General features: G+C 67.4%; 14 protein-coding genes. 6 read left to right on the top strand and 8 right to left on the bottom strand.

The annotated features are described in order from the left end of the window. Position 1 precedes the first annotated feature (1 nt). Entirely contained in the window at positions 2–1,081 is a 1,080-nt protein-coding gene (locus ACM9LZ_RS19065) for an EscU/YscU/HrcU family type III secretion system export apparatus switch protein (RefSeq protein ID WP_416621099.1), read from the top strand. 36 nt (positions 1,082–1,117) lie between these two features. Here the strand turns inward: ACM9LZ_RS19065 and ACM9LZ_RS19060 are convergent, their stop codons facing one another. The 8 genes from ACM9LZ_RS19060 to fliF all read right to left on the bottom strand — a co-directional run bounded on the left by ACM9LZ_RS19060 (position 1,118) and on the right by fliF (position 7,931). Continuing rightward, entirely contained in the window at positions 1,118–1,354 is a 237-nt protein-coding gene (locus ACM9LZ_RS19060) for a hypothetical protein (protein ID WP_416621098.1), read from the bottom strand. Between the two features lie 98 nt (positions 1,355–1,452). Further along, the gene (locus tag ACM9LZ_RS19055) at positions 1,453–2,961 is read right to left on the bottom strand and encodes a hypothetical protein (protein WP_416621097.1); all 1,509 of its coding nucleotides are present in this window, start codon (positions 2,959–2,961) and stop codon (positions 1,453–1,455) included. 22 nt (positions 2,962–2,983) lie between these two features. Then, the gene (locus tag ACM9LZ_RS19050; RefSeq protein WP_416621096.1) at positions 2,984–4,006 is read right to left on the bottom strand and encodes a flagellar motor switch protein FliG; all 1,023 of its coding nucleotides are present in this window, start codon (positions 4,004–4,006) and stop codon (positions 2,984–2,986) included. A gap of 31 nt (positions 4,007–4,037) precedes the next feature. Continuing rightward, positions 4,038–4,370: an EscU/YscU/HrcU family type III secretion system export apparatus switch protein gene (locus tag ACM9LZ_RS19045; protein WP_416621095.1), complete on the bottom strand. Its 333-nt coding sequence runs from the start codon at positions 4,368–4,370 to the stop codon at positions 4,038–4,040. Continuing rightward, positions 4,367–5,158, bottom strand: a complete 792-nt coding sequence (fliP, locus tag ACM9LZ_RS19040) for a flagellar type III secretion system pore protein FliP (protein ID WP_416621094.1) — start codon at positions 5,156–5,158, stop codon at positions 4,367–4,369. The genes ACM9LZ_RS19045 and fliP overlap by 4 nt, the downstream gene beginning before the upstream one ends. Before the next feature lie 33 nt (positions 5,159–5,191). Beyond that, positions 5,192–5,527, bottom strand: a complete 336-nt coding sequence (gene fliN, locus ACM9LZ_RS19035) for a flagellar motor switch protein FliN (RefSeq protein ID WP_416621093.1) — start codon at positions 5,525–5,527, stop codon at positions 5,192–5,194. Positions 5,528–5,573: 46 nt separating this feature from the next. Then, positions 5,574–6,242: a FliH/SctL family protein gene (locus tag ACM9LZ_RS19030; RefSeq protein WP_416621092.1), complete on the bottom strand. Its 669-nt coding sequence runs from the start codon at positions 6,240–6,242 to the stop codon at positions 5,574–5,576. Positions 6,243–6,245: 3 nt separating this feature from the next. After that, positions 6,246–7,931 carry a flagellar basal-body MS-ring/collar protein FliF gene (gene fliF, locus ACM9LZ_RS19025; protein ID WP_416621091.1) on the bottom strand — a complete coding sequence of 562 codons (1,686 nt, stop codon included), beginning with the start codon at positions 7,929–7,931 and terminating at the stop codon, positions 6,246–6,248. Positions 7,932–8,111: 180 nt separating this feature from the next. On the opposite strand from fliF, the gene ACM9LZ_RS19020 reads away from it, so the two are divergent. From ACM9LZ_RS19020 to ACM9LZ_RS19000, 5 genes are all read left to right on the top strand, one after another. Then, positions 8,112–8,588, top strand: a complete 477-nt coding sequence (locus ACM9LZ_RS19020) for a flagellar basal body-associated FliL family protein (protein ID WP_416621090.1) — start codon at positions 8,112–8,114, stop codon at positions 8,586–8,588. A gap of 10 nt (positions 8,589–8,598) precedes the next feature. Next, on the top strand, positions 8,599–9,654 hold the full coding sequence (fliM, locus tag ACM9LZ_RS19015) for a flagellar motor switch protein FliM (protein WP_416621089.1): 1,056 nt from the start codon (positions 8,599–8,601) through the stop codon (positions 9,652–9,654). After that, positions 9,635–10,105, top strand: a complete 471-nt coding sequence (locus ACM9LZ_RS19010; RefSeq protein WP_416621088.1) for a DUF6468 domain-containing protein — start codon at positions 9,635–9,637, stop codon at positions 10,103–10,105. Before fliM ends, ACM9LZ_RS19010 begins: the two co-directional genes overlap by 20 nt. Beyond that, a complete protein-coding gene (locus tag ACM9LZ_RS19005; protein ID WP_416621087.1) occupies positions 10,095–10,802 on the top strand; it encodes a MotE family protein in 708 nt (235 codons plus the stop codon). Before ACM9LZ_RS19010 ends, ACM9LZ_RS19005 begins: the two co-directional genes overlap by 11 nt. 632 nt (positions 10,803–11,434) lie before the next feature. Beyond that, positions 11,435–13,186: a ShlB/FhaC/HecB family hemolysin secretion/activation protein gene (locus tag ACM9LZ_RS19000; RefSeq protein ID WP_416621086.1), complete on the top strand. Its 1,752-nt coding sequence runs from the start codon at positions 11,435–11,437 to the stop codon at positions 13,184–13,186. Positions 13,187–13,199: the final 13 nt, after the last annotated feature.

Here is a 13,199-nt window from a genome sequence, read left to right as displayed (position 1 = left end):
GATGAGCGAACAGACCGATGACAGCCAGAAGACGGAGGAACCCACCCAGCGCAAGCTGGACGAGGCGCGCCGGCGCGGCGACCTGCCGGTCAGCCGGGAGGCGGGAGCCGCCATGGTGGTGCTGGCCGCGCTGATCATGGTGGGGGGGCTGGGCCCGTCCATCGGTGCGGGCCTGGCGGCGGCGTTCCTGCCCCTGGTGGAAAATCCCGGCGATATCGTGCTGGCCAGCCCGCCCGATGCCTTTGCCCTGATGGCGGAGGTGGCGGCCGGGGTCGGGCTTGTCCTGCTGCCGGTCGCCGGCCTGCTGCTGGCGGCCGGCTTCCTGGGGGCGGTGGGGCAGGGGAGCGTCGTCATCGCCGCCGAGCGCATCCAGCCCAAGCTCAACCGGCTGTCGCCGCTGGGCGGCCTGAAACGCCTGTTCTCCTTGCGCAACCTGGTGGAGTTCCTGAAGGGGCTGGGCAAGGTGGCCGCCGTCACCCTGGCCTTCCTGCTGGTCGTCGCCCCGATGCTGGACCAGGCCGAGGCCATGGCCCTGGGGCCGCCGGCGGCGCTGCCGCTGCTGCTGGTCGATGTGACGGTGCAATTGCTGCTGGCTGTGCTGGCGGCCAGCATCATCATCGCCGTGCTGGACCTTCTGTGGCAGCGCCTGTCCTGGCGCCGGCAGCAGCGGATGAGCATGCAGGAACTGAAGGAGGAGTTCCGTCAGGCGGAGGGTGATCCGCACCTGAAGGCGAAGATCAAGCAATTGCGCCGCGACCGGGCGCGCAACCGCATGTTCGCCGAACTGCCCAATGCCACCGTGGTCATCACCAACCCCACCCATTATGCCGTGGCGCTGCGCTATGATCTGGACAAGGCGCCGGCGCCCGTCTGCGTGGCCAAGGGCCGCGACCTTGTTGCGCTTCGCATCCGGGAGGTCGCCGCCACGCATGCGGTTCCCGTGGTGGAAAATCCGCCGCTGGCCCGTGCGCTGCACGCGGGTGTGGAGATCGGCGACGAGGTGCAGCCCGAGCATTATGTCGCTGTGGCCGAACTGATCGCCTATGTCCTGAACCTGAAGGCCCGCAATACGGTGGTCTGACAGGCCCGCCCGCCCGGCGGCGGCCGACCTTGCGGATCAGCAGCGGCCGGCGGCCGTGGCGGTCAGCAGGCTCTGGGTCAGCAGGGTGCGCTGCAGGGCCGGCACATGGCCCAGCCCGTCCGGCACGTCCAGTTCGTAGCTGACCAGACTTGCCCCCTCGGCCAGGCAGGTCAGCATCTGATGCAGGCGGGCCAGTCCCTGCTCGTCGCCAAGCTGGGCGGCCCGGTCGAGCAGGTGGTGCAGTTCGATTTCAAGCGAAGCGGCGGTGGACATCGGTTCCTCCATGGCGGGACGAAGGCGGAAGGCGCTCTCTCTTCCGGTCTGGATTTTTCTAAAATTTGATACGAACCGGTTTAAAGCCACGTTAAAAGTCACGCGCGCGCATCGCATGTCACAGCAGCCCCGTCGGGCATCAGGTCGGCCATGAAGGGGGATCGTCCCCAATGCAGGCGCAGGCTGGCCGGGACCGCCAGCCCGGCCAGCGCCTCGTCCACCACCCGCTGGAAATGGGCGCGCTGGTCCGGGTCGGGCAGGCTGGCGACCGACAGGTCCATGACCAGCCGGCCCGGCAGGCACAGCCCGCGAAGCTGCACCGGGCCCAGGGTGCTCAGATCCAGCCCCAGGGTGAAGAGCGTGGCGGTGGGCTCCTCCGTTCCCGGCTCCGGCTGTTGCGTTTCCGGGTCGCGGGGCAGGGTGACATCCGGCATGGTGGCCAGCAGCAGGACGGATGGGCGGTCGCCATCCATGAAGGGAACCAGCAGGGTGGACCAGACCGACCCGTCGGACGCCAGACGCGGGGCGGGGGTCATCGCCTCCTCGATCCCGGCCAGGGCCTTGGCCTCGCTGCGGGTCAGGTGGCGCACCTGCTCCTCCCCCAGCCAGGCCCGCACCCCCCCATTGCGGGCGCCGAACAGATAGAGGAGCAGGGCCACGCCCCCCAGCCGGTCGGGACGCGGCAGGAAGGCGGCCATGCGGGCCACCATCCCCGGATGGGCCAGGGACTGGGCCAGGATCAGGTCCGGCCGCGCGGCCTGGGCGCCGGCCATCGCGGGCAGGTCGGGCAGCGGCGGGGACGCCAGTGGTGCGGCGGGCCGGCGGGGGCCGGTCGCATCGTTCTGCGGCTGCAGGGCCGCCTGCTGCTGAAGGTCTTGTGTCCCCGCGCGGGCGCCCTTGCCGATATCGGCTACGGCCTGCGCGCTCTGGGCCGCGGCGGCGGCACGCGGCGCATCGGGCGCGGCCGTTGCCGCCGCGGCGATGACCGGCCCGACCCGGGGCGGCAGCACGGCCCCGGCACTGGCCACCAGTTGCGGATTGCTGGCCGGGGCCGCGGCGACCTGCGCAGGCGCCGCGACGGGGGTGGCGCCTGCGGCAGCGGTGCCGGCGGCGGCGGGCCGCGCCGCGGCACCCGTGCGGATGATGGCATCCCCACCGGCCGCCAGCAGACCGCGCAACGCCTGTTCGGCACCGATGGCGGGGGGACGGGCGCCGGGGCTGGCGGCCTGTCCTGTGCGTTCGGGCGCGGCCATGGCCTGCGCCTGCACATTGCCGGCCCGCGCGCCGGGGCCGACGGTGACGGACAGCGTGCTGCCCGCCGGCAGGTCCGACGGCCAGGCCCCCTGCACGGGCCGCAACAGCAGGGTGCCGCTGCTGGTGGTCAGGGGCAGGTCGCCATCGGGTGTGGCGGCCCCCAGCACCCCCGTCACGGTGACGGCATTGTGAAGCGGCATATCGGGCGGGCGGGCCAGGACACCGGCCTGCATGGCCATGGCGGCAGGCGGGCGCGGGGTTGCCCCCAACCCGGCCTGGGCCGCCTGCTGGCCGGCACCCGCCGCCTTGATGGCGGCGATGGAAGAAGGGCCGCCGAACCTGTCCGTGCTCATCCTCGCCTTCCCCGCCGGCCGGTCAGTAGATCAGGGAATTGTTCGGGTCGCTGCGGTCGGTGATCAGGATTTCCCCTTCCTCCGCCAGTTGCTTTGCGGTGCGCAGGATGGACAGCCGGGCCTGCTCCACGTCGGCGATGCGGACGGCACCCATCAGGTCGATCTCGTCGCGGATCAGGTTGCCGGCGCGTTCGGACATGTTGGTCAGGAAACGCATCTGAAGGGGCTCGTCCAGCCCCTTCAGCGCCAGGGCCAGTTCGCCGGTGTCGCAATTTCGGATCAGCACCTGGATGGCCTGCGGCTCCAGCATGGTCAGATCCTCGAAGGTGAACATCAGTTGCTTGATGCGCTGGGCGCTTTCCGGCAGGCGGCGCTCCAGCGGTTCCATGATCGTGTCGAACAGGGTCTTGTCGGTGCGGTTCAGGATTTCCGCCATGATGGCATGGCTGTCATGGCCCAGCGTGCGGACATAGTTGGCCATGAACTCGCTGCGCAGGGTCTTTTCCACATCCTCCAGCACATCGCGGGACACGGCTTCCATCTTGATGATGCGCGATACGATCATCTGCACCAGGCTGGGCGGCAGCAGGCCCAGCACCTTGGCCGCATGTTCCGGCCGGATCTTGGTCAGGACCACGGCGATGGTCTGCGGGTGCTCGTTGCGCAGATATGTTGCCAGCACCTGTTCGTTCACATTGCTCATCTTCTCCCACATGGTCCGGCCCGCGGGACCGCGGATGTCGGCCATGATCTCCTGCACCCGGTCGCCCGTCAGGAACTTGGACAGGAACCGTTCGGTGGTGTCAAAGGTGCCGGCCAGTTCGCCCGTGCCGGCGAACCGTTCGGTGAAATCCCGGATCAGCCGTTCCACCACCTTGCCCGACACGGTGCCCAGGCCGGCCATGGCATAGGAGACCTCGCGGATCTCGTCATCCTCCAGCCGTTCCATGAGGCGCGATCCGCGCTCCTCGCCAAGCGCCAGCAGGATGATGGCCGCCTTCTCCAGCCCGTTCAGGCCCTTGTGGTCGGTGCGCACTTTCAGCATCGGATGATCTCCCGCAGGGGCGTGAAGAAGGTCAGGGGGCAGGAGGGAAGGGGCCGGCGGGTTTTATCGTCTCCCCGCCCAGCCGGTTGTTCAGGCGATAGATGTGGCTCAGCACCTCGGCCACGGCCAGAACCGCCTCCATGGGAATGTCGCTGCCGGGTTCCACGGCGGCCAGCAGGGTGGCCAGGTCGCTATCCTCGCGCACGGGGATGCCATGCGCGAAGGCCAGGGCCACGATCCGTTCCGCCACCGCACCCCGCCCGCCCGCCGTCAGGCGGGGCAGCGTGTCGTCGCCGCGGCGCCAGGTCAGGGCTGCGGCGCGGGCATTGGGATCGGGCGGCGGGCGGCGGGGATGGTCGTTCATCCCGTCCCCCCATAGGAACGGATCAGGCTCTGCGCCACCAGCAGCCAGCCATCGACCAGCACGAAGAAGATGATCTTGAAGGGCAGGGAGATGATCACGGGCGGCAGCATCATCATGCCCATGGCCATCAGCACCGCCGCGACGATCATGTCGACCACCAGGAAGGGCAGGAACAGCATGAACCCGATCTCGAACGCCCGCCGCAGTTCGGAAATGACGAAGGCGGCGATCAGCGTGCGCAGGTCGGGCTCGGACGGTGCTGCCTGTGCCGGCGGTGGTGCCTGTCCCGGCGGAACACCGGCGATGCCGGCCAGCGACTGGAAGGCGGCCAGATCCTTGGGCCGCACATGCGCCTTCATGAAGGCGCGGAACGGTTCCACCGTGCGCTCAAGGGCCTGTTCCTCGGTGATCTGGCCATCGACCAGCGGCTGGACCCCGTCACGCCAGGCCTGATCCATGGTCGGTCCCATGATATAGGCGGTCAGCAGCAGGCCAAGCCCCACCAGCACCATGTTGGGCGGTGTCTGCTGCAGGCCCAGGGCGGACCGCAGCAGCGACAGCACGACCACGATGCGCGTGAAGCTGGTCACCATCACCAGCAGGCCGGGCGCCACCGACAGCACGGTGACCAGCGCCATGATCTGCACCAGCCGCCCGGAAAAGGAGGCACCGCCCTGGCCCGCGTCCAGCGTGATGGATTGCGCCAGGGCCGGCGTGGCGGCCAGCAGCAGGGCCGCCAGGACGGGCAGGAACAGACGGAGCAGGCGGGCCGCGAAGGGGGATTGCATCCGGGACCGTCCTTCTGAACGGGTGGCCATGGCTCACACCAGCCGGAGTTCGCTTTTGACGATCTCGGTCATGGTCACGCCGAGATGACCCTTGTCGACGATCACCACCTCGCCGCGGGCGATCAGCCGGTCGTTGACATAGACATCCACCGCCTCGCCGACCTTGCGGTTCAGCTCCACCACGGCACCGCGTCCCAGTTTCAGCAACTGGCTGACGGGCATGGTGGTGCAGCCCAGCACGACCTGGACATTGACCGGCACGTTGAAGATGGCCTTCAACTCCTCCCGCTCCTGCGGGGCGGCGCTTTCCTCCTCCGACGTCGCGGGGGCGGGGCTGGCGCCGGGGAAGGTGGCCTGCTGCGTTGCCATGGGCTTGGTATCCTTGCGAAATGGGGCGTGAAGGTTTCGGGAAGGGTCAGCGCGCGGTACGGCCGGCCAGGGTCAGCCGGCTGACGGCGATGGCGATGGCATCGCCCAGGGCCCGTTCAAGCGTGCGGGGATCGTGTTCGGCCCCGCCCGTCTCCCAGTCGGCGGCGGCGGCACCGGCCGGCAGGGCGGCGTCGGGGACAAGATGGATGTCGCCGCGGAAACCGGCCTGGGCGGCCATGGCGTCGATGTCCGGCCGCATCCGCTCCACCGCGGCGGGGGTCAGCCGGATATCCAGGCGGGGCCTGCCGATGGCGGCGTGCAGGATGTCCTTCACCAGCACGTCCAGTTCGGCATCGGCGGCGGCGTCCAGCAGGGGCGGGGCCAGCCGTGCGACCAGGGCCGTCACGACGCGCACCGCGTCGCGCTCCACCTGCTGCCGGAAGGCCGACAGCTCGCCCAGCGCCTCCGTCACGGCCTTGTCGATGGCGGCCAGGGATTGGGCGCGCTGGGCTTCCACCGACTGGCGGGCCGCCTGCTGGCCCCGCTCGAAGCCGTCGCGCTCGCCGATCTCCATGCCCTGCCGGTAGGCGCGATCGCGGACGGCGGCCAGATCCTCCTCGGAGAACCCGCCGGTCTGGAAGGCGGGTTCGGGCGGCGGGGCCGGCTCGCCGGCGCTGTCGTTGGGGAAATGGGTGTCGAAAAGGAAAGGGCGCATGGGTCAGTTCGTCCCTTCATAGATCCAGGCCCGCAGCACATTGATGCTGTCCTCGGGGTGGGTATCGACCATGGCCGCCAGACGCCGCAGCGCCGCGGCGCTGACGCCGCCCTCCACCGACCGCAGGTCGACCAGTTCGTCGAAGGCCTCGCCGGGACCCTCGTCGATATCGGCCGATGCGGAACCGGCAGCCAGTTCGGTGCCCGGCACGGCATCGTGGCCGAGAAGGGGGGCCTGTGTGGTGTCCGGATCGGCTGGCAGTTGCGGTGCGCCGGGCCCGGCACCGGCCAGCGCCGGTTCGGGGACAAGCCCCGGGAAGGCCCGGCCCAGCATGGGGCGCAGGGCCAGCACGACCAGCAGGGTGGCCGCGATGGCCGCGATGGTCCAGGGCAGCCAGGCAGGCCAGGCCGTGCCCGTTCCCGCCAGGACCATGCCATCCCCCGGCGGGGGCGGTTCGGCCAGGAATTGCAGGTTCTCCACCGTCACCTGATCGCCGCGCGCCTGGGAAAAGCCGATCGCCGTGCGCACGACATTCTCCACCTGGCGCAGTTCGGCGTCGCTGCGCGGCTGGTACTGGCTGGTGCCATCGGCCGCCGCGGCATAGGTGCCGTTGACCACCACCGCGACGGCCAGCCGGCGGATGTCGCCGGCATCCTGCACCCGCTCGCGCTGGCGGCTGCTGATCTCGTAGTTGGTGGTTTCCTCGTCCCTGGCCGTCTCGCTGCGCGAACCGGCAGCCGTGCCCTGGTTCACATCCTCCAGCGGCAGGTTCTGCTCCACGGTCGTCGGCGTGTCCCGGTCGCGGTCGCTGCTGCTTTCCCGCTCGTTCACGGACTGGATGGAACGTTCGACGCGGCCGTTGGGGTCGTAGATCTGCTCGCGCAGCGTCTCCCGGCCCAGGTCGATCTCGGCAGCCACCCGCACCCGGACATTGCCAGGTCCGAATTTCGGTACCAGGATCTCCTCCACGGCGCGGGCCAGCCTTTGTTCCGTGGCGGCGCGCAGTTCCTCGGCCCGCACCAGGGCCAGGCCGTCGGCGGCCTCCCCCTCGGCGGCCAGCACCACCCCGTTGGCATCCATCACGGTCACGGCGCCCGGCCGCATGCCCGGCACGGCCGCGGCCACCAGATGGCGGACGGCCAGCGCCTGGGAGCGTTCCAGCCCTGCCGTCACGGTACGCACCACGACGGAGGCGGCCGGCGGTGCCGTCTGCGCCTGGAAACTGTCGCCATCGGGCACGGACAGGTGAACCCGTGCCGACCTGACGCCGTTCAGGGTCTGGATGGTGCGGACCAGTTCACCCTCCGTCGCGCGCAGCCGGTTCACCTTCTGCATGAAGGAGGTGAGGCCCAGCGCACCCTGGCTGTCGAACAGCTCGTACCCCACGCCGCCGGCGCTGGGCAGGCCCTGCTGCGCCAGTTGCATGCGCACGCGGGGGATGCTGTCGGCGGCTACACGGATCGCCCCGCCATCGCCCCCCACCTCATGCGGGATTTTCATGGCCTGGAGCTGGGCCAGGATGCGCCCGGCCTCCGCGTCGTCCAGCCCGGCATAGAGGATGCCCATGGCCGGCCGGGAAACGGTGTAGGCGAGGATGCCCACCGATGCCAAGACCGCCATCGCGACCGCGCCCAGCATGACCAGCCGCCGCGGTCCAAGCGCCATCAGGTTCTGAAGGAGGTTCGCCACCCTGGTGCCTCGGCTCTTTAACGTTTCTGGAAACCAGCCCCGGTATGTTTCACCCGTGGACCGGAAGCCACCTTAGCCGACGCACTTTTAACGGGCGTAAAAACGGCGATGCAGTTCGGATGGTAAAAGACAGGGAAAAATACTTCCGTTCTTGAAGCATGTCCTGCGGCGGGGGATGGGATGACTGAAAGTACATTTGACCGGCTGGAGAAGAGATTGCCGCCACCGGGTCTCAATATCCGCAAACATCTATTTGTGGTTGTCGGCGTCTTTCTGTTGGGGGCGGTCGGCGGCCTGCTGGCCGGGCGCATGAACACCGTGCCCGCCCCGCCGGCAGCGGCCGGCCCCGCCACGCCTGCCGACCGTTTCGTCATGCTGCCGGAACTGACGGTCAACCTGCGGTCAACGGCGTCGGTGAAGCTGATGAAGATCGGCGTCACCCTGACCACTGCCCCGGACCAGAACCGCAAATTGTCGGAACTGGAGCCGCTGTTGCTGGACGAGATGCAGCAATATCTGCGCGCACTGGACGAGAACGATCTGGAAGGCCGCATCGGCGTGGAAACGCTGCGAGCCGAACTGCTGCGCCGCCTGCGGGCGGTCGCCGATCCGGTGCCGGTTGAATCGGTGCTGTTGCGCACCCTGATCCTGCAATAGGAGGCCAGCGATGAGCGACCCGGAAATGGGGGGCGTGGATGGTGAGGATGTCCATGCCGTATGGGAAAGCATGCTGGCGGCGGAAGCCGACAAGACCCTGAACCAGTCAGAGATCGACCAGCTTCTTCAGTTCGAGGAGGGTGAGGGCCGGCAGCCACGCAGCGTCATCGACCAGATCGTCAACTCATCCTTCGTGAATTACGACCGGTTGCCCATGCTGGACGTGATCTTCGACCGGCTGGTGCGGATGATGAGTTCCAGCTTCCGCAACCTGACCTCGGGCAATGTGGAGGTGACGGGCGTGGTCCCGGCCGCCGTGCGCTTTGGCGATTTCCTGTCCAGCATCCCGCTGCCCTCGCTGATCACCGTCGTGAAGGCCGAGGAATGGGACAGTACCCTGCTGCTGACGGTGGATAGCGAGCTGATCTATTCCGTCGTCGATATCCTGCTGGGGGGGCGGCGCAGCGAGCCGGCGCCCATCGACGGGCGCCCCTATACGGTGATCGAGCGGGCGCTGGCCGAACGGATCATCAAGATGGTGCTGCGCGACTTGGGCACGGCCTTCGCGCCGCTGACCGACGTGCATTTCACGGCGGAGCGGATCGAGACCAATCCCCAGTTCGCCACCGTCACCCGGTCCAACAATGCCGCCATCGCCGTCACCTTCAACGCCCAGCTCGACGGGCGTGGCGGTTCCATCAGCCTGCTGGTGCCCTATGCGGCGCTGGAACCGGTGCGCAACGTGCTGTTGCAGCAGTTCATGGGCGAAAAGTTCGGCCGCGACAGCATGTGGGAGAACCACCTGAAAAGCGAGTTGCGCCGTACCAATGTCGATCTGTCGGCCGTGCTGGCACAGACCACGGTCGACCTGGCCGACATCCTGGCCTGGAAGCCGGGCACGCAATTGACGCTGGATGTGCGCGCCGATGCGCGGGCCACGCTGAATTGCGGCCATGTGGCGATGTTCCAGGGGGAGATGGGCCAGCGCAACGGCCGGGTCGCCATCCGTATCGAAAGCGACCTGGGCACCCAGGACGAGGTGATCCATGGTCTCCTTCAGCGTTGAGACGCTGGCCCCGCTGGTCAGCCTGAGCCTGGCGGTGCTGTTCGCGGGAACCCTGTTCTTCCTGGCGCGCCTGCATGGACGGGTGGCGGCCATGCGGGGTGCGCAGTCGGAACTGCGCGGCCTGTTGCGGGCCTGCTCCGACGCGGTGGACGGGGCTGAACGGTCGATCACCGGCCTGCGCCAGGCGGCCCATGACATGGCCGGCGAGCTGGACCGCAGCATGGAAGAGGCCGAAAGGCTGCGGGTGGAGATAGACCGCACCTGCGATGCCGCGCGCCGCGCGCTGGAACGGCTTGGCCCGCTGACGGCCGGCAATGCCGGTGCCACCCCGCCAATTCCTGCCGCCGCGCCCGGCTTTTCCCCGCTGCCGGCGGGTTCACCCACGCCAACCGGCGGCGGGGGGGAGCGTGCGGCGATGCGCCTGTTCCGGGAGACCATCCGTGGCCTTTGATCTTGCCAAACTGAAGCAGATGCTGACCCAGGGGCCCCGTCTGCTGCCGCTGGCCGCCACGGCCGCCGCGCTGGCCATCCCGCTCTATGCCGCCACCATCATGGTGCGCATCGGCGATGCCGCCGCGGAAGTGGCCGAGCCGGCGCAGGCCATGCCCGCCGCACCGGCCCCGCCCGAGGCGGCGGGCATGGCCCGGGGCTATACCGACCTGCTGGCCGGTCCCGTCGCCTCGGCACCCGAAGCGCCGGCCACGGCCCGCTGCGATCCGGCATTGGCAGACCTGCTGGCAGCCGAACGGCAGGCCCTGGCGGACCGGGAGGCCGAACTGGAACTGCGCGCGCAGATGATGGCCGCGGCTGAAATGAAGGCCGCGGCGCAGATTGCCCGCCTTGAACAGGCGCGGCGCGACGTCGCTGGCCTGCTGGACCGCCGTGCCTCCATGGCACGTGCCGATCTGACGCGGCTGGTTTCCATTTATGAAAACATGAAGCCGAAGGATGCAGCCCGCCTTCTGAACGAAACCGATCCGGAAATCCTTGTCGACCTGCTGGACCTGATGCAGGAGCGCCGGTCCGCGCCCATCCTGGCGGAGATGGATGCCGCGAAGGTCAACAGGCTGACACGCACGCTGGCCCTGCGGCGGGTCCTGCCGGCCGACCATCCCGCATCCCGGACGGCCAGCCTGCCGTCGCCTTGATGGCGTGGTGCCGTGCCGTCTTCTCCAGGTTGCTTCTTGATCATCGTGGCCGCGTGCTGTGATGCACACTTCACTTCCGCCCCTCTCCCAAGCGGCTTAGCCGAATGGTGTGGTGCGCGCGCTCTGCGGGTCCGGCATGCGATGCGGGCGGGGGTGGGCATCGTGACGAGTGGCTATCTCGACTTTGCCCAAGAAGGAAAGATCGGGAATAATGAACCTGCCTAAACCCGCATGCATTGACCTGGGGACTGCCGTGATTGTGGGGATGTTTCGCAGGTATGGGAAGTCTGATTCGATATTTATTCAAATAATTATCTGAAGATGTGAGAAGAAATCGAGACAGTTTTTTAAATAAAATCAGATAAATATAAGATTTTATTCATATTCCGTATCTTTTTATTTTACATTTCATTGTATTTTTCTTTGTCACATTCCATTAATGTGATGTTAATGGCGCATAATGGCCGGTACATGAGCCAAAGGAGGTCAGCTTTTTATTGATCCTTCCTTTGCGGGCCCATAGAATGAGAAGGGCATATCCGGGTATGATTCTTGCTCGGACATGTTAACAAATTAACATGGTCGATTTATGGGCCGGTTTGATTTGGGTTTCTCTAAGCCAGGGGCGGGGTATGGTTTCTTCATTCAATGGTAGTGCCAATCATTATTCCCGCCCGCCTTTCCACGACAGGGGCGCCCTTCGCAAGGGCGCGCTTCTGGGGGTCGCTACCCTGGCTTTCGGCCTATGCCTGGGCTCGGCCCAGGCGCAACAGGTCCAGCCAACCCTGCCATCGGGGGTGGAGCCGGGGCGTGAGTTGCCCCGCCCGGTGATGCCCACCCCGTCCGCCCCGGGGCAGGCCATCACCGTTCCTCAGGGCTCTGCCGCCGAGGCGCCCGACGGGGCCGAGAATTTCCGCCTGACCCTCAATGCCGTGACGGTGGAGGGCAATACGGCCTTCGACACCGCCTCGCTGCGCCCCCTCTATGCCGACATGATCGGCAGGGAGGTGACGGTGCGCGACCTGTTCGGCGTGGCCAACGCGATCGAACTGCGTTATCGCGGTGAAGGATATGTCACCAGCCGCGTCATCGTGCCCGAACAGACGATCGAGGACGGGACTTTCCGTATCATCGTCGTTGAGGGTTCGGTTTCCGATATCGTCTATGATCTGGATATCGGGCCGGCGCGGGCCACCGTGGAGCGTCTGCTGGAGCCGCTGCGCGGTGTGAAGCCGATCAGCATCGCCGCCATCGAGCGCCGGCTGCTGCTGGCCAACGACCTGCCGGGCCTGACCGTGCGGGGCAGTCTGGAGCCTTCCGCCGATGTCGTGGGCGGATCGGTGATCCGTGTCACGGCCGACCGCAAGCTGGTCGATGCGTCACTGACTTTCGACAACCGCAATTCACCTTATCTGGGCAGTTCGGAACTGATCGCGTCCGTCACGGCCAATTCCATTGCCGGGAACGCGGACCGGCTGGGGCTGATGGGCAAGATGTCGACACCGGCCAAGCGCTCCTGGATGGTGGCGGGCAACTATCAGGCCAACCTGGGTAGCAACGGGCTGACGGTGGGCCTTTCGTCTTCCTATTCACAGTCGGAGCCCGGCCGGGAACTGGCCACACTGAATATCGCCAGCGAGGTCGTGTCGGAAGTGGCGACCGTCGCCTATCCGCTGATCCGGTCGCGGCTGGAGAATTTGCGGCTGGTGGGCGAGTTCGAATACCGCAACGTGAAGACCGACCTGACCGACCTGCCATTCAGCAAGGACCGGCTGCGCATCCTGCGCGCGGGCTTCTCCTATGACCGGTCCGATAATTGGCAGGGCATCACGGCGGCCCGCGTCACGCTTCACCAGGGGTTGGATATTTTCGGCGCCACGGACCATGGCTATCCGCTGGCGACCCGCATCGCGGGCCATGCCGAGTATCTGAAGGTCACGGCCGACCTGACCCGCGTGCAGCAGATTTCTGACAATTTCAGCCTGCTGGCGACGTTCACCAGCCAGTTCACGAAGACGCCGCTGCTGGCGTCGGAGGAGATCGCGCTGGGCGGGCCGAATTTCGGCCGCGGTTACAATGATGGCGAGATTTCCGGTGACAATGGCTGGGCCGGTTCCATCGAGCTGCGATATTCGCCGCAACTGGCGCTGTTGCCGCGCGGTGTGCAGTTCTACGCCTTCTATGATGGCGGTCAGGTCTGGAGCCTGTCGAACACCAGGCCGTCCGGCCATGTGACGCTGGCCTCCGCCGGCGGTGGCGTCCGGGCCAATCTGCATGAAAACCTGTTTGCGACCTTCGAGGTCAACAAACCGCTGAATCTGGACGTGGCGACCGAGAACGGCAAGCCGACACGCGCCTTCTTCAGCCTGACGATGCATTATTGATGAGCGGTGGGGA

The sequence above is a fragment of the Niveispirillum fermenti genome (genome assembly GCF_048066175.1).
Lineage (GTDB): Bacteria > Pseudomonadota > Alphaproteobacteria > Azospirillales > Azospirillaceae > Niveispirillum > Niveispirillum fermenti.
Note: the sequence above shows the minus strand (reverse complement) of the source record. Positions and strands in the feature narration are given on the sequence as shown.

What these genes read in the sequence shown, in the direction of transcription:
- ACM9LZ_RS19055 (WP_416621097.1), bottom strand. Translation starts at nt 2,961, where the DNA reads ATGAGCACGGACAGGTTCGGCGGCCCTTCTTCCATCGCCGCCATCAAG.
- fliN (WP_416621093.1), bottom strand. Translation starts at nt 5,527, where the DNA reads ATGGCAACGCAGCAGGCCACCTTCCCCGGCGCCAGCCCCGCCCCCGCG.
- ACM9LZ_RS19060 (WP_416621098.1), bottom strand. Translation starts at nt 1,354, where the DNA reads ATGTCCACCGCCGCTTCGCTTGAAATCGAACTGCACCACCTGCTCGAC.
- fliP (WP_416621094.1), bottom strand. Translation starts at nt 5,158, where the DNA reads ATGCAATCCCCCTTCGCGGCCCGCCTGCTCCGTCTGTTCCTGCCCGTC.
- ACM9LZ_RS19020 (WP_416621090.1), top strand. Translation starts at nt 8,112, where the DNA reads ATGACTGAAAGTACATTTGACCGGCTGGAGAAGAGATTGCCGCCACCG.
- fliM (WP_416621089.1), top strand. Translation starts at nt 8,599, where the DNA reads ATGAGCGACCCGGAAATGGGGGGCGTGGATGGTGAGGATGTCCATGCC.
- ACM9LZ_RS19000 (WP_416621086.1), top strand. Translation starts at nt 11,435, where the DNA reads ATGGTTTCTTCATTCAATGGTAGTGCCAATCATTATTCCCGCCCGCCT.
- ACM9LZ_RS19045 (WP_416621095.1), bottom strand. Translation starts at nt 4,370, where the DNA reads ATGAACGACCATCCCCGCCGCCCGCCGCCCGATCCCAATGCCCGCGCC.
- ACM9LZ_RS19010 (WP_416621088.1), top strand. Translation starts at nt 9,635, where the DNA reads ATGGTCTCCTTCAGCGTTGAGACGCTGGCCCCGCTGGTCAGCCTGAGC.
- ACM9LZ_RS19050 (WP_416621096.1), bottom strand. Translation starts at nt 4,006, where the DNA reads ATGCTGAAAGTGCGCACCGACCACAAGGGCCTGAACGGGCTGGAGAAG.
- ACM9LZ_RS19030 (WP_416621092.1), bottom strand. Translation starts at nt 6,242, where the DNA reads ATGCGCCCTTTCCTTTTCGACACCCATTTCCCCAACGACAGCGCCGGC.
- ACM9LZ_RS19065 (WP_416621099.1), top strand. Translation starts at nt 2, where the DNA reads ATGAGCGAACAGACCGATGACAGCCAGAAGACGGAGGAACCCACCCAG.